Genomic DNA, 15355 nt, shown 5'->3' with positions numbered 1-15355 from the left:
TTAAAAGTTGAGACGAAGCGCACCATATATCTGCCGTCCCGGATTCTGCTGAGCGTAGTAGGTGCCGGGGAAGAAGACTGAGTCCACCACCTGATTCTGGGTGAGCTTGTCGGTCAGGTTTTTCACACCCACCGTTAACGTCCAGCGCTCACCGCCGTCGAGCAGCGCAGCGCGCGCGTTAAGTTTGGTGTTGGCGGGAACGCGGGCAGCGGGGTCGAGGTCGGTGTCGGTAAACTGCTCGCCCTGATGAATCACATCCACACTTAGATTGAGTAAGTGATCGCCGACGTTAAAGGTGAAGGTTGGGCTGAGCATCAGGCTGCTCTCGGGCGCGAAGGCAATGGTTTCATCGCTCAGGTCCTGCCGGGTGTTTACGCCCTGAGTGACGGGTGCCGGTGCTCCCGTGTATTCCTCGTAGTAGGCATCGAGCAGGCCCAGCGAACCTATAATCGCCAGCGGCTCCCAAGGCGTCAGCCACTGCCAGTCCACTTCCAGCCCCTGCGATACCGCCGTGGCAGCGTTGCTTACGTCAAAGAATACCCCGTTAAACGCCAGCACCTGGAGGTTGTCATATTCGGTACGGTAGATCGTGGCGTTAACGTTCAGGCTGCGATTGAAGTAGCTGCCCTTGGTACCAATCTCCAGTGTCACGGCGTTCTCGTCTTCAAATTCCAGATCTTCACCGGTAAAGGAAATGGAGTTATAGCCGCCGCTCTTGAAACCCTTACTCCAGGTCGCGAAGACATTGACGTCTTCGGTCAGGTAATACATAACCGACAGCTTGGGGGAGATATCACTTTCCTTGCGTTCAAGATCGCGGAAGTCGTAGTTGTTGGCGCCAAACAGAAAACCCGACACACAACTGGCTGGTGGGAAGGCCGTGGTACTTTCGCAGCTTTCAGTGCCCTTGGTATCGATGGTTTTGGTTTCGCGATTGATCCGCAAACCGGGCGTCACCACCCAGCTCTCCCCGAAATTCAGAGTCATTTGACCAAACAGGGAGAGCGCCCTGGTGTTCTGCACATAGTCGAAATCAAAGCGGTCATTGGTGGTGCCCTGAGCGGCAACCTGCAAGGCGGGCAATAGCGGCGCATCATCGCCGGCCAACTGGCGCGCGTCTTCAGTACCCAGCCAGCTGTCGATATCCCGGCCCAACACAACGCCCGCATCAAGCTGGTAGTCCGATTCAAAGTAGTACAGCCCGGCCACAAACTGCATGGATGTACCAAGACCAAACAGGCCATCACTGTCGCCAGTAAAGCGCCATTCGATCGTGTCCTGCTGATAGTCTTCCCGGTTTACCAGCGTGGAAATATCCGCAGGAGAAACATCGAGATCCTGAAACTGCTCGACAAACAAATCCGTTTTACCAAGTACAAGCACCGTATCCAGATTGTAGAGCGAACCGGTTTCGCCAAAGCTGTGAGTCAGCTTGCCGATATAGGTACGCGAACCCTTTTCCAGCACACCGTCGACGTTGTAGCTGGTGGTAAAATCTTCCGGATCGTCTTCGATCTGCGGATCAAAGTCGTCGAGGTAGTCTCGGGTATCGGCATCGAGATTGGAGAGCTGTTTGGGCCAGTAATTGATTGTGGTATTCGATTCCACCGCGATCAACTCCAGATCCGTATTCGCGGTAGGCAGAATATTGAGCTTGATGCGGTAGGCATCCTGCTCCGGGTTTTCTTCATCGCGATTGAGAAACTGGTTTTCCAGCTGACCGTCTTTTTCCGAGTACAAGCCGGAAATCCGCGCGCCAAACCAGCTGTTAAACATTCCGCCGACACCGGCCTCGACGCGCTGCTCGCCGTATTCACCACCGCGAATTTCGACATCACCAGAAAAGTCTTCACTGACCGGACGGGATGACACGCTGAATACCCCCGAGACGGTGTTCTTGCCAAACAACGTACCCTGAGGGCCTCGCAGAACTTCTACTCGGTCGATATCAAACATGGCCTCGGTGAAGTAGGCGGCACGACCGAAGAACATTTCGTCCTGTACAAAACCCACCGAGCTTTCGAAACTGGGGTTAAAGGTATTGGTGCCGAAACCGCGCACGAAAATCTGTGGCGAGCCGGGATCGTTGGCATCGATACGCACGTTGGGTACGTAAACCGATAACTCTTTCAGATCGGAGATGCCCGCCTCTTTCATAAACTCGCCGTCCACCGCCGTCACCGAAATCGGCACGTCCTGAATGCTCTGTTTGGTTTTCTGGGCCGTGACCACGACCTCCTCCAGCACCCGCTGTGCCTGCAGGGGCATGGCGGTGGCGGCCAGCAGGGCTGACCAGAGCAGTGAATTGCGATAGTTCATGAATTCTTCCCGAAATGCGTTTGGCTCGAAATATACCGACTGAAGAGGTCAATGCACAGCGTTGAGGCTTGAGTTTTCAAACCCAGTGTAGTCGACTATCACATTGACCCTCGTATCGAATTGGACGACTCGCATGAACAAACTGCTTCCGACCGCACTGATCACCACACTTATGCTGACGCTTGCCGCCTGTTCCGGGGAAGCCCCCGAACAGTCTCAGGCATCCAATCCTCCCGACAGCATGAGCGCCAGCAAGAAAAGCATGCCGGAAGACCCGGACTTGAAATCCCTCTATACCCAAAGTTGTTTCTCCTGCCACGGCACCGGCGCTGGCGGCGCACCGCGCACCGGCACCAGCGAATGGGATTCGCGCATGGCCAAAGGCATGGACACCCTGATCGACAACACCATCAATGGTTACAACGGCATGCCACCGCTGGGTATGTGCATGGACTGTGGCGAGGAAGAGTTTGAAGCCTTGATTCTGTTTATGGCGGGCCAGCAATAACCATGAAGCGTCGCGACTTTAATCGATCTCTGGCGCTGCTGCCTCTCGGCGCCGCCCTCAGCGCGTCACCGCTCAACAGTCTCGCGGCACGCAAAATCCCCTGGCAGAACTGGTCAGGCTCGCAGCGCTCCAACCCCGCCGGCCGGATCAGCCCCAAAACGGAAGATGAATTGGCGAGCCTTTTGAAGGCCGCAGAAAATACGATTCGTCCCGTCGGGGCCGGCCACTCCTTCAGCCCGCTGGTGCCGACAGAAGGCACGATCCTCTCGACCCGTCACTTTAATCAGGTAGAGCCGCTGGAAGGTTATCGCGCCAATGTCGGTGCCGGTGTACCGCTCAATCGGCTGGGTGAGCCCCTGCACAAAATGGGGCAGGCGCTGCCAAACATGCCGGATATCGACGAGCAGACCGTTGCCGGCGCCCTGTCTACCGGCACCCACGGCACCGGCGCCAATTTTGGCGCAATGCATGCTTATGTGGATGCGCTGCGGCTGGTGACACCGCGCGGCGAGGTGCTCGATTGCAGCCGCGAGCAGAACCCGGATATTTTCGATGCCGCCCGCGTATCGCTCGGCAGTCTCGGCGTGATCACCCAATACACCTTGCGCAACACAGCGCCTTACAAACTCAAGCGCCGCACCTGGATGCAGCCGCTGGAGCAAACCTTCGAGGAATTCCATACGCTGGCGGAAAAACATCGCAACTTTGAGATGTACTACATTCCTCACAGCGAGAACGCGCTGATCATTACTACTGACCTCAGCGACGAAGCCATTTCACCGCGCGGTGAAGACGGCGATAACGACGCGGTACGCGAGCTGAAAATGCTGCGCGACTACGCCTCCTGGTGGCCGTGGATGCGCAAGAAAGTGATTACCGGGGTGAGCAATACGATTCCACCGGAGGAGCACGTGGACTGGTGGTGGAATATCTACCCTTCGGATCGCGCCGTACGCTTCAATGAAATGGAATACCACCTGCCGCGGGAAAACATTGTCGATGCTCTGCGCAAGGTGCGCGATATCGTCGAACAGCAGAACCCGGATGTATTCTTCCCTATCGAAGTCCGCGTCGTACAGGAAGACGACGCCTGGCTCAGCCCCTTCTACAAGCGTCCCTCCGCCTCGCTGGCGGTGCACCGCTACTATGAAGAGCCGTTTGAGGCCTACTTCAAAACCATTGAACCGATCTATCAGCCCATGGAAGGCCGCCCGCACTGGGGCAAACTGCATTCCCTGAGTCATAAAACGCTGGCCAGCCGCTACCCGCGCTGGAAAGACTTTAATGAATTGCGTCAGGAGCTCGATCCGAAAGGCATCATGCTCAACCCGCATCTGAGGGAGATTTTCGGCAGTGCCGTTTAAACCCAGTCGCCGCCAATTGCTGACGGGCGCAGCACTCGGTGGCGCCGTAATAGCGGCGCCTTTTCTCAGACCGGAAGATAAGGGCGGCGCTCACAATGCCTACTTTGCTCGCCTGCAGCAGGCCCTACAGGAAGCCGGTCTCTACCGGCCGACACTGGTACTCGATTCGGAGCGCCTGTACAACAATACCCAGCGTTTGATCGAGCATATCAACGGCGACTATGCCTATCGCATTGTCGGCAAATCCCTGCCCAGCCTTTCCTTGATCAACAGTGTGCGCAAACAGACCGGCACCGATCGGGTGATGGTCTTTCACCAGCCCTTTCTCAACTATCTGGCCGAGAACATGCCCGACAGCAACTTGCTGCTGGGTAAACCGATGCCCGCCAATGCGGCTAAACGCTTTTATGCCTTTCACAGCAATGCCGCCTTTGATCCGTCGACGCAATTGCAATGGCTGATCGATACCCCCCAGCGCTTGAGTGAGTACAGCCAGCTCGCCGCCGCACTGGGCCAGACCCTGCAAATCAATCTGGAGCTGGATGTGGGTCTGCACCGGGGTGGCTTTCGCGATGCGGGCGAGGTTGGACTCGCCATCATGAGTTTGAAGGAAGACCCTAACCTCGAATTTGCGGGTTTTATGGGCTACGAAGCTCACATTTCCAAGATGCCGGGCATTGTCGGTGGGCCGGACAAGGCCATGAGCAAAGCCATGGCCTTCTATTCGGACTGCCTGCAGGTCGCGCAGGAAGTGCTCGGTGAGCAGTATCGTCCGGAGCAATTAACACTCAACGCCGGCGGCAGCTCGACTTATCAGATGTATCAGGGAGATGCCCCCTGCAACGAACTGGCGGTCGGTTCAGCGCTGGTCAAACCCAGCGACTTTGACGTGCACACGCTCAACGACCATATACCCGCGGCCTTTATTGCCACGCCCGTGTTGAAAACGCTGGATTCGGTTGAGGTGCCGGGGCTGGAAAATCTGGCTGGAGTTATGGGTCTGCTCAACCCCAACAGCTCTCGCAGCTTTTTTACCTACGGCGGCTATTGGAAAGCAAACCCGGAATCTCCGCCGGGGTTGAGCACCAACGGGCTCTACGGACGCTCCACCAATCAGGAAATGCTGAACGGCTCGGACAGCGTACAACTGGCAGTTAATGACTTTGTCTTTCTGCGCCCAACCCAGAGCGAAGCGGTGTTTCTTCAGTTTGGCGACATTGCGGTATTTGATGGCCTTCACATAAGCGAAAACTGGTCGATATTTCAGCAGGGCGCCTAACGCTTTGTCTTAGCTCCAGTTTTCCGCAAAATTTCTTTGCAAAAATTTTGCAATCCGGAATTACCGCAATGCGGAGGTCATGCCTTTCCGGTATAAAGTCACAAACTCCGACACTACGACACAGGTGACACCGTGAATGCATTACTCGCGACCTACCTAGCCTTCAGCTACCTGCCAACCGACGGCGCCACCAGTCTCCTGCCCGGATATCACCACAGTCCCGTTACGCAGCAGGCCAGCGCCGCTCCCGGAGGCTGCAGCACCGCCTGGGGCGAACACTACCCTCAGGGCGCCGAATTGAATCTTGGCGCGCTGGAATTGCACTGCGACTATGTAGCCACCTGGGTTGATGGCAGCTATCAAGGCGAAAGCATGCGCTGGATGGTCAGCGCCCAGTAAGGTTTATCGTCATACCCCAAGCGGCGCTACTCCGGCGCCGCTGCAATATCTTCCCGCAGGGTGCGCGCCGCGCACAGAAAGTGAAAACCCGACCACACCATGACAGGCGGCAGCACATAGAGCATCGCCAGACGCAGTGATTCCACCCCGTGCTGATCGGCGAGTAGATCGCTCACCACCCCCACAATCCACGGACCTCCGCCCAGCCCAATGATATTGATTACGAAAAACAGAATCGCCGAGGCCGTCGCCCGCATCTGCAAGCCCACCAAACGGTGGCTGGTAGCGATCGCGCTACCGAGATAGACATTCGACAAAATGGCAGGCACCACCATCATCGCCAGCGCCCCGCCGGCGCTTGGCATTTGATAGACCGCAATGGCAAAGGGCAATGCCACCAGGGTTACCAGCGCCGACAGCCACACATACCAGCGATCGTCCCGCCGGCCAAGCCGGTCGGCCAGCATGCCACCACCCAAGACCCCAACAGCCCCGCCTACGCCGATGATAAGCGCCAACCAACTGCCCAGCTCGCCGGTACTCATGCCGTGACTGCGAATCATGAAGGAAGCCGTCCAGTTGGCGGTGGCGTACCCCACAAAGGCATATAAGGACGATGCAAACGCCAGATGGCGAAAGGAACGCTGCCGCCAGAGCAGACTGATTACCTCGTTCAGACTGGCGCTCTGCTCGGAACCGGTGCGTGCCTCAGACAGCCCCCGCTGTGGTTCAGTCACGGTAAATCGCACAACCAACGCCAAGATCACCCCGGGCGCACCCACCACCAGAAAGGCCATTCGCCAACCAAAATATTCGTTGAGCCAGCCGCCCAGCAGAAAACCAAACAAAATACCGATGCTGACCCCGGTGGAATAAAAACCCAAGGCACCGGCACGCTGGGCCGGGGGAAACATATCAGAGATCATGGAGTGGGATGGCGGGCTGCCGCCGGCCTCCCCTACCCCGACGCCGACCCGCGCCAGCAGTAACTGGAAATAGTTCTGCACCAGCCCGCTGATGGCGGTCATAAAACTCCACACAAACAGGGCCAGCGACACGATATTGCGGCGGTTGCTGCGATCCGCCCAACGGGCGATGGGTATCCCCGCTGTCACATAAAACAAGGCAAAGGCGAAGCCCGTCAGCAGCCCGAGCTGACTGTCACTCAGCCCTAGGTCTGCCTTAATAGACTCCTGCAATATGGCCAACAATTGGCGGTCAATAAAGTTGAAGGCGTACACTACAGTGAGCACACTGAGTGCATACCAGGCGCGGCGGTCAGCACGGTAGGTCGTCATGTTCTACTCTTGTTATGGTGTTTTGTAGAGTTTGTACCATTTAAGGCCTGTTGAATGCGATAGGCCACGTCATCCGATGTCCACCTCGAACCGTATCATTGCTCTAAAAAGGGACGACTATGACTCTGCCAGAAAAACTCACACTCGGAATCAGCAGCTGCCTCCTGGGCCAAGAGGTTCGGTACGATGGCGGCCACAAAAACCTGCCCTTCGCCTCAAAGGAGCTGAGCCGCCATTTTGATTTTTATCCGGTCTGCCCGGAAATGGCGATTGGACTCGGCACCCCACGCCCGACACTGCGCGTTGTGAAAGATGACAACGACGAACTGCGGGTAAGAGGCAGCGAAGACAATACCGTTGATGTCACCGAAGCGCTGATCGCCGTTGCCGATGCAACCGTCAATAACGGGCCCTATATCAGCGGCTATGTGGTGTGCGCAAAATCGCCCAGCTGCGGCATGGAGCGCGTGCCGGTATTCAATGAGAAGGGGAACAGCCTCGGCAAGATTGGCGCCGGCGCCTTTGCCGCTCGCCTGATGAAGCTGCAACCCTTGCTGCCTATCGAAGAAAACGGCCGTTTGAACGACCCACTGCTCCGGGAAAATTTTGTGCTGCGGGTGATCGCCTACCGCCGCTGGCAAGAACTGAACGCAGAAGGTTTGAGTGCCGCCGCGCTGCAGGATTTCCATCGCCGCCATAAGTTTCTGCTGCTAGCCCACAACCAGTCTATCTATCGGGAACTTGGCCCTCTGGTGGCCAACGCCTCCGACGATCTGGAAGCCGCAGCTGAGGAATACTTTACGCGCTTTATGGGCGCGCTGGCGAAACCTGCGGACCGCTTCAATCACAGCAATTCCCTGATGCACATGCAGGGCTTTTTGAAAGAGCACCTCGAAAGCGAAGAACGGCAGGACCTGAGTGACCAGATTGAGAAGTACCGCACCGGCTTACTGCCACTGCTGGTACCACTGGCCCTGCTGCAGCGCTATGCCCAGAAGTATCAAGTGGACTACCTGCTGGATCAGTTTTACTTCCAGCCTTATCCGGAAGACCTGCGTTTACGCTACGGGCTCTGACTTAAGCCGCTATTGAAACACCGGAGTTTGCATGTCCACCCTGATCTGGTTTCGCACTGATCTGCGCACTCACGACAACACCGCGCTGCATTTTGCGGCGCAGCACGCCCACGACAATAACGAGCCGTTACGCGCCGTGTTTATTGCCACACCCGGTCAGTGGCAGCAGCACGTCATGTCGGCGCGCCAGCAATTTCTGATTTTTTTAGCGCTAGATGCTCTGCAAAAAACCTTGGCAGAAAAGGGCATTGCCTTTGATCTGTTGGAAGTGGAGACCTTTGCCGACATACCCAAGGCACTCTCTGCCTATGCCAACAAACACAAAGCCTCGGCGCTGTTTGCCAATCGCGAATATCTGGTCAATGAAATACGGCGCGACGAGGCGGTGGAGACGGCATTAACCTGCCCTTGCCACTGGCACCACGATAAACTAATTATCGAGCCTGGCGCCCTGCTCAACGGCAGCGGCCAGCCCTATAAGGTTTTCTCACCCTTTGCCAAAGCCTGGCGCGCGCTCCGCGATGAACGTCGGCCGACACCCCGGCAGCGCCCGCGCGCATTGGGTGAGGCCCTCAAGCCGAAAAAACTAAAGCCTTTCTGTGAGCCTGCCGATATCAAAGATTGGCCTGCCGACGAAGACAGCGCCTTGCAGCAGCTGCGCACCTTTTGTCAGGAAAAGGTGCAGGATTACAAAGACAAGCGCGATCTGCCCGCCGAACCCGGCACCTCCAAATTGTCGGCGGCATTGGCGATTGGCTTGTTGTCGCCGCGTCAATGTCTGGCTCGACTCTTGGCCGAGCAGGCAAAAATAGAGGAGCAGGGCAGCGGCGAATTTACCTGGCTCAGCGAATTGATCTGGCGCGAGTTTTACCAGCATGTGGCCTTTCACTATCCGCGCGTGGTCATGGGCCGCGCCTTCAAACCGGAAACTGACAACATTCGCTGGCGTGACAGCGAGGAAGATTTTCAGGCCTGGTGCGAGGGCCGCACCGGCTTTCCCATCGTTGATGCGGGCATGCGTCAACTGAAAGAAACCGGCTGGATGCACAATCGCCTGCGCATGATTACCGCGATTTTTCTGGTGAAGGATCTGCACATCGACTGGCGCCGCGGCGAAGAATACTTCATGAGCCAGCTGATTGACGGTGAGTTCGCCGCTAACAACGGCGGCTGGCAGTGGGCCGCGTCTACCGGCACCGACGCCGCGCCCTACTTCCGCGTGTTTAACCCAACAACTCAGGGCCAGCGCTTTGACCCCGAGGGCCATTTCATCCGCCGTTTTGTGCCGGAGCTGAAAGATCTCAGTGCCCGCGACATACATAATCGCCCCGGCACCGCGAACTACCCAGCCCCCATCGTTGACCACAAGCTTGCCCGCGAACACGCCATCGCCCTGTTCAAGGATCTGTAAATTCATACTCAGCGAGGCGCCCTTCTCGCCTTGCTGCAGGGACTGGCGTAGTCTGCGCTAAGACTTTACCCGGCACAGGATCCCCTTCATCATGGCTGAAAAAGATTGGACCTCTCTTATGAATCAAGAGCTGAAGGATTTTCAGAAGATCTACGATCAAGTCGCTGAGTTTTTCGTGAACTACAGCTTTCAGCTCGTCGGCGCACTGATCATCCTGATCATCGGCCTGTTCATTGCCAGCAGAGTCGGGCGTATGGTGCAGCGCCTGTGCGAGCGCAACCGTATCGATGTCACCCTGAGTCGTTTTCTCGGCAACGTCGCAAAGGTTGCCGTCACTATGGTGGTGGCGATTATCTGCCTAGGGAAAATCGGCATATCGGTCGGGCCGTTTCTGGCCGCTGTGGGTGCAGTCTCACTGGGTGCCGGTCTGGCGGTACAGGGCCTGTTGAGCAACTACAGCGCGGGGCTGAACATCGTCATCACCCGCCCCTTTGTCGTGGGCGACACGATCAGCGTGCAAGGCGTGACCGGCGTGGTCGATGAAATTCGGCTCGCATACACCCTGCTCGAAGACGAAGACGGTGTGCGCATTCTGATTCCCAACCGCCATATCATCGGCGAAATTATTCACAACTCGGATACTACCCGGCTGGCCGATACGATTGTGGGCGTGGCCTATGAAAGTGATATCGGCAAGGCGATTGCCGTCATTCGAAAAGTGCTGGCGGACATCCCGGAAATTGAAGAAAGCACTGCCCAAGTCGGGCTGGACGCTTTTGCCGACAGCAGCATCAATCTCAGTGTACGATTCTGGATTCCGACACGGCAGTTTCACGCCGTGCGTTTCAGGGTAAATCAGGGGATTCTGGATGCCTTGCGTGAAGCAGGCATTGTGATCGCCTTCCCGCAGCGGGAAGTGCGCCTGCTAAGCGAAGAGAGCTGAGAGCCTGGCGGCTTAGAATCGGTGCAACTTAGAATCGATAGAAGATCCGGCTGGCCGCCAGTCGGCCGGAAATCAGAATATAGCCAATACCACTGAGAACGGTCGCAGCAGACATCATAAACAGCTGTTCCATTTCAACACCTCTAAACGTACTCGTTATAACCGGATAACAGGTTAACCCGGTCTGAATATCCCCACATCGGGGAAAACCCCTACTTCTCGATCAGTTCCTGTGACTTGCGTCCCACTAGTGACATACCGAGCCCTACCAGGGCACCCACTGCCAACAGGAGCAACACACATACCGCCAGAGAAACAGCTTTGAAAGCAGACATCTCAACCTCCGACCATCCTGACTTTGCAGCTACATAGTCAGACAGAATGTGGCTTCCTTACATTGGGAAATACACTTACGCAAATAGGCAGGACGCCATGACGGGCTCAGCGAAAGGGATTCACAGCGGGTTGACGATACGACCTCGCTGCTGCCAACGACAACGCAGCAGCCGCCCGGCAAGGCCCGCCGTTACCGGCATCTTGGCTACTCGATAGGGTATGGATTCCGGCAGCGACAACCACAGCCTGAGCAGGTGACGGCGCTCATCCGGTGCCTCATGATCGGTATAGCCCGCCCGCGAATGCACGATACTGTGGTTGGAACAGAGCTGGATATCCCCCGGTTCCAGCTCCATGGCCAGATGAATATCCGGATCATCCGCCAGCGCATCATAGGCATCCAGCAGCGCCAATTCGTCCGCCGTCAGGGGCTCGACACCGTCATAACGCGTGGCGCTGCGAAAATACCCGCTGTGATAAAACGTACGCAGCACACCCCGATGATAGCGACAGGGCTCAATCGGGAAGGTCTGAAGGCCTGCCTCAGCCCTGGCATCTAGCAGAAAGGGCCGGAACAGGCGCGCAACATCAGCCCCCTTCGACAGCAACTCATTGAACAGCGTCACCGAACTGGCAATGCGGCTGGCACCGCCGCTGGCCGCAGTTTTCAGACACAGCAGCCCTACTACATCGGCCGCATCACAGTGAAAGCTGATCGGTAGGCGGGTGCGGTACTCCCGCACCGTTGGATCATCTGGATCGACGCCGGTATCACGTACATGCCCCAGCAATTCGCCAAATCGGTTTTGCGCGCCGGGCAGCCCGAGGTGCCAACCCAGACACCAGAAAAACAGCTCGCTGTCGGCTTCGCTCCAGTCCGTTACCGGTAATCCGCGAATCACGACGAAACCGCGCCCCCGCTGCAAGGTTACCCGCCAGTCAGCGATCCGTGCCGCCAGTGTCGGTAACGGGAAATCAGCAGCGCTCAGCTGTTCGCGGGGTTTTCCGGTGGCTCGGGCATGAACCAGGGCGCGCTCGATTTCTTCGATCTCTGCAGCCGTCAGGCAGTAACGCCAGTCATCGTGCTCCTGCAGATCTCCCCCGTACCAGGCCACGGCTCCACTAAGCGGTCGATCGGGCACCCGCTCGTGTGGCCGCGCGTAGTAGTGCAGCGACTGGGATGTAATAGAACGGTAAGGGCCTGACATAAATACTCCCAAAATTATTATTGTTGTTGTCGATTGGTGAAAAACGCCTCTCGCACGTAGAATAGCAGACCAATCGCCTGTGAAACCGGGTTCAGCCCTCAGGGTATGGACGCATTACCGTTGCCGCAACTACCACCTCTACAAGCCGCCGACTCCCCCATTCTGTATACGGTCCTGCAGGGCCTGCTCTGGCTGGGCGCCAATGGTTTTCTGTTCCTGCTGCCCCTGGTGGTATTTACCCTGAATCGCCGGCTCGGCGTACGGCTGGTACTGGTATTTGCCCTAAGCGCCGTCATTAACTGCCTGCTGAAAAATCTGCTGGAACTGCCGCGGCCTCAGGCCATGGAGATCGACAGCTACGGTACCTTTGGCTTTCCCAGCAGCCATGCCCACCTCGGCGTGGTGTTCTGGGGGATGCTGGCCCTGCACTGGCGCCGCTGGTCGATTAGCCTGCTTGCGCTGCTCATGGTGCTTCTAACGTCCGCGGCACCGCTGTTATTGAAACTGCATTTCTCCGGCGATATCTTGGGCGGCTGGGCGCTGGGGCTGATCACCTTGGTACTGACCTGGCGCTATCAACAGCCGGTAGAGGCCTTTCTGGTAGAACACGGCCCCCTGATGCAGCTAGGCGTCGCACTGGCCATCACAACGTTGTGCTGGTTGCTGGCCGGTTTCTACCTGGATGACCCACTGTTAACCGGCAGTATCGGATTTTTTATTGGCTGCGCCCTTGCCGCCATCGCCCACCCTCACGACGCCATTCACCCAAACACACTGATTGGCTTAGGCCTGCGCTATATCAGCGGCATGTTGTTGGTGATCCTGATGGTGGCTGCGCTGCAACGTCTCTCAAGCCAACTCGTGCTGTCCGAAACACTTGCGTCCAGCGCCGCTCTGGCCATTCTAGGCGGCTGGCTGGTGGGCGGTGTGCCGACTTTGCTGGACTTTCTCGCCAGCTTTAGCGTCCGCGCACAGACTCAGCCCAGTGACTCTGACGACTAATTCCTGTAATCCAAATGGCCCATGCCTGATACTCAAACCGCGTGCTAGCCTGAGACAAAACACTAGGAAGTTCGTCCATGTCTCAGGCCACTCTCGACAACGTTCCCAACCCTTTCAGCCCGCTGACGCTGGGTCCAATTACCCTGCGTAACCGCTTTCTTAAATCGGGTGCCAACGAGAATATGTATCGCAAGGGCTTCCCGACCAAAGCCCTGCTCAAGCACCACCGAGACCTGGCCGCTGGCGGCATTGCACTGACCACAATGGCCTATGCCGCGGTAGCAAAGGTCGGTCGCACCCTGCCGGATCAACTGTGGCTGCGCCCGGAAGTACTGCCTGATCTGAAAGCCATCACCGATGCAGTCCACGCAGAAGGCGGCAAAATTTCTCTTCAACTTACCCACGGCGGCTCTTTCGTCACCAGCATTTTTCTACCCCATCGCACCATCAGTGCCTCGGGCGGGTTGAATGTGGCGGGCCTGTTTCACGGTAATATTCTGCAGCGCCCCATGAATGAAAACGACATGTCGCTGGTGATCCAGCAGTTTGCGGACGGCGCCCGCATGGCGCGTGAAGCCGGTTTTGACGCCGTCGAAATACACATGGGCCACGGCTACCTGCTGAACCAGTTTATCTCGCCCCTCAGCAACCGCCGGACCGATGAGTATGGCGGCAGCGCCGAAAATCGCGTGCGCTTTCCGGCCCGGGTTTTGAGCGCGGTGAAAGAGGCGGTTGGTGTGGATATGGCGGTACTGGCCAAAATCAACGTTGCCGACGGCGTGCGACGGGGCGCAACGGCGGAAGATGCGGTCGTGACCGCCAAGGCCCTGGAAGCAGCCGGGGCGGACATGCTGGTGCTCTCCGGCGGCCGCAACGTCGAGTCCACCTGGTTTATGTTTGGCAGCCCGATGAATCAGGCAGAGTTTGCCAAGGTCTTTAAGCACCAGCCGCTGCAGCGCCTGTTGATGAAAGCGGCCGCTGCCGGCACCCCCAAGGATCTCAAATTCCGCGAAATGTATTTCGAGGAATACTCGCGCAAGGTGCGCGCGGCGGTGAAACTGCCGCTCACCTATCTGGGCGGCGTAAAAAGTCTGGATAATGTGGAGAAGGCCATGGCCGAGGGCTTCGATGCAGTGGCCATGGCGCGGATCCTGTTACACGATCCCGCACTGGTGAATAAATTCCAGGAAGGCACTGTGCGCCAATCCGGCTGCACCAGCTGCAACGCCTGCATTCCGCAGATCTACAATCAGGCCGGCACCTACTGCGTGTTGAATGAGCCGCTCGACCCGGCGATGAACGAAATCCGCGCGTCTCAGTAACTGGAGTCGACCTTGCCGCGCAGGGCCTTGGTATTGCCGCGCTTGGTTTTGCTGTCCATGCGCTTCTTCTGGGATGATTTGGTGGCTCTGGTGGGGATGCGTTTTTTCTGGGTCTGAGCAACACTTTTTATCAGCTCCACCAGCCGCGCTATAGCGTCCTCGCGATTCTTTTCCTGAGTGCGAAAGCGCTGGGCTTTAATCACTACCACACCGTCACCGCTGATGCGCTTGTCCTTGAGTTGCAGCAGCCGGCTTTTGTAAAAGTCCGGTAAACTCGACGCGGCGATATCAAAACGCAGATGAATGGCCGTCGCTACTTTATTCACATTCTGGCCACCCGCCCCTTGGGAGCGCACCGCATTCAATTCCACTTCGCTCTCAAGCAGTGTGACTGCCCGCGAAATTTCAAAGGGATCAGCGGGCATCAGACATCCGCTGGCTATAATCCCAACCGGTAATCCAGCGCGGAGTCAGGCAGACCAGTCGCTCTTCATCGCCACGCCCCAACAACCACTGCGCCAGTTTGCTCTGCTCGCGAATACCGTAGCGCGCAAACAGCTGTCGCAGTTGCGCCACCGCATCGCCGTCTAGCAGGGCAACATCTGCCTGACCGCGCACACCGCGGTAAGGCATGGATTCGTGAGCCACCTCAAAGCCGCAGCAGCCGGTGGCTTGCAGGCGCTTGGCCACTAAGGCGTCTTCATGCAGCACGCAATAGATTTTCTGATGGCGAAACTCAAACCAGTGAGAGGCAACCAGCGGGCAGCCATCGCTACCCACCACCGCCAAGCGCAGTGGCACTAGCGCCTCGTGTAAATAGGCTGTGATAGCCTCCGCATCAAGCTGACTCTTCTCGCTGACCTTCAGTTTGGTAGACGCTGTCATAAGGT

15 protein-coding genes are annotated in these 15355 nt (G+C 57.2%); 9 read left to right on the top strand and 6 right to left on the bottom strand.

The window, feature by feature from the left end; translation table 11 throughout:
* Entirely contained in the window at positions 1 to 2319 is a 2319-nt protein-coding gene (locus FHR99_RS08990) for a TonB-dependent receptor (protein WP_183410321.1), read from the bottom strand.
* Between the two features lie 133 nt (positions 2320 to 2452).
* Here FHR99_RS08990 and FHR99_RS08985 point away from each other — a divergent pair, with 133 nt between their 5' ends.
* The 4 genes from FHR99_RS08985 to FHR99_RS08970 all read left to right on the top strand — a co-directional run bounded on the left by FHR99_RS08985 (position 2453) and on the right by FHR99_RS08970 (position 5869).
* Entirely contained in the window at positions 2453 to 2827 is a 375-nt protein-coding gene (locus FHR99_RS08985; RefSeq protein ID WP_183410320.1) for a c-type cytochrome, read from the top strand.
* Positions 2828 to 2829: 2 nt separating this feature from the next.
* Positions 2830 to 4191 (top strand): D-arabinono-1,4-lactone oxidase, encoded by a 1362-nt coding sequence (locus tag FHR99_RS08980; protein ID WP_183410319.1) that lies wholly within the window; start codon positions 2830 to 2832, stop codon positions 4189 to 4191.
* Positions 4181 to 5470, top strand: coding sequence for an alanine racemase (locus FHR99_RS08975; RefSeq protein ID WP_183410318.1), 1290 nt, complete (start codon positions 4181 to 4183; stop codon positions 5468 to 5470). Before FHR99_RS08980 ends, FHR99_RS08975 begins: the two co-directional genes overlap by 11 nt.
* A gap of 132 nt (positions 5471 to 5602) precedes the next feature.
* Entirely contained in the window at positions 5603 to 5869 is a 267-nt protein-coding gene (locus FHR99_RS08970; RefSeq protein ID WP_183410317.1) for a hypothetical protein, read from the top strand.
* 26 nt (positions 5870 to 5895) lie between these two features.
* On the opposite strand, the gene FHR99_RS08965 is transcribed toward FHR99_RS08970, so the two are convergent.
* A complete protein-coding gene (locus FHR99_RS08965; RefSeq protein WP_183410316.1) occupies positions 5896 to 7167 on the bottom strand; it encodes a spinster family MFS transporter in 1272 nt (423 codons plus the stop codon).
* A gap of 119 nt (positions 7168 to 7286) precedes the next feature.
* On the opposite strand from FHR99_RS08965, the gene FHR99_RS08960 reads away from it, so the two are divergent.
* The 3 genes from FHR99_RS08960 to FHR99_RS08950 all read left to right on the top strand — a co-directional run bounded on the left by FHR99_RS08960 (position 7287) and on the right by FHR99_RS08950 (position 10597).
* Positions 7287 to 8243 carry a DUF523 and DUF1722 domain-containing protein gene (locus FHR99_RS08960; RefSeq protein WP_183410315.1) on the top strand — a complete coding sequence of 319 codons (957 nt, stop codon included), beginning with the start codon at positions 7287 to 7289 and terminating at the stop codon, positions 8241 to 8243.
* Between the two features lie 31 nt (positions 8244 to 8274).
* Entirely contained in the window at positions 8275 to 9654 is a 1380-nt protein-coding gene (gene phrB / locus FHR99_RS08955) for a deoxyribodipyrimidine photo-lyase (protein ID WP_183410314.1), read from the top strand.
* A 91-nt stretch (positions 9655 to 9745) separates the two neighbouring features.
* Positions 9746 to 10597: a mechanosensitive ion channel family protein gene (locus FHR99_RS08950; RefSeq protein ID WP_246386693.1), complete on the top strand. Its 852-nt coding sequence runs from the start codon at positions 9746 to 9748 to the stop codon at positions 10595 to 10597.
* A gap of 212 nt (positions 10598 to 10809) precedes the next feature.
* Here the strand turns inward: FHR99_RS08950 and FHR99_RS16465 are convergent, their stop codons facing one another.
* The gene (locus FHR99_RS16465) at positions 10810 to 10932 is read right to left on the bottom strand and encodes a hypothetical protein (RefSeq protein ID WP_281388647.1); all 123 of its coding nucleotides are present in this window, start codon (positions 10930 to 10932) and stop codon (positions 10810 to 10812) included.
* A 120-nt stretch (positions 10933 to 11052) separates the two neighbouring features.
* Complete coding sequence (locus FHR99_RS08945) at positions 11053 to 12141, bottom strand: TauD/TfdA family dioxygenase (protein WP_183410313.1); 1089 nt, start codon at positions 12139 to 12141, stop codon at positions 11053 to 11055.
* A gap of 105 nt (positions 12142 to 12246) precedes the next feature.
* On the opposite strand from FHR99_RS08945, the gene FHR99_RS08940 reads away from it, so the two are divergent.
* A complete protein-coding gene (locus FHR99_RS08940; RefSeq protein WP_183410312.1) occupies positions 12247 to 13143 on the top strand; it encodes a phosphatase PAP2 family protein in 897 nt (298 codons plus the stop codon).
* 77 nt (positions 13144 to 13220) lie between these two features.
* Positions 13221 to 14465 (top strand): NADH:flavin oxidoreductase, encoded by a 1245-nt coding sequence (locus tag FHR99_RS08935; RefSeq protein ID WP_183410311.1) that lies wholly within the window; start codon positions 13221 to 13223, stop codon positions 14463 to 14465.
* Here the strand turns inward: FHR99_RS08935 and arfB are convergent.
* Both arfB and FHR99_RS08925 read right to left on the bottom strand, forming a co-directional pair.
* Positions 14459 to 14890, bottom strand: coding sequence for an alternative ribosome rescue aminoacyl-tRNA hydrolase ArfB (gene arfB / locus FHR99_RS08930; protein WP_183410310.1), 432 nt, complete (start codon positions 14888 to 14890; stop codon positions 14459 to 14461). The genes FHR99_RS08935 and arfB overlap by 7 nt on opposite strands.
* Entirely contained in the window at positions 14880 to 15350 is a 471-nt protein-coding gene (locus FHR99_RS08925; protein ID WP_183410309.1) for a hypothetical protein, read from the bottom strand. The genes arfB and FHR99_RS08925 overlap by 11 nt, the downstream gene beginning before the upstream one ends.
* Positions 15351 to 15355: the final 5 nt, after the last annotated feature.

The organism is Litorivivens lipolytica, assembly GCF_014191715.1.
Classification (GTDB): domain Bacteria; phylum Pseudomonadota; class Gammaproteobacteria; order Pseudomonadales; family Spongiibacteraceae; genus Litorivivens; species Litorivivens lipolytica.
This window is presented reverse-complemented; position numbering and strand designations above follow the sequence as displayed.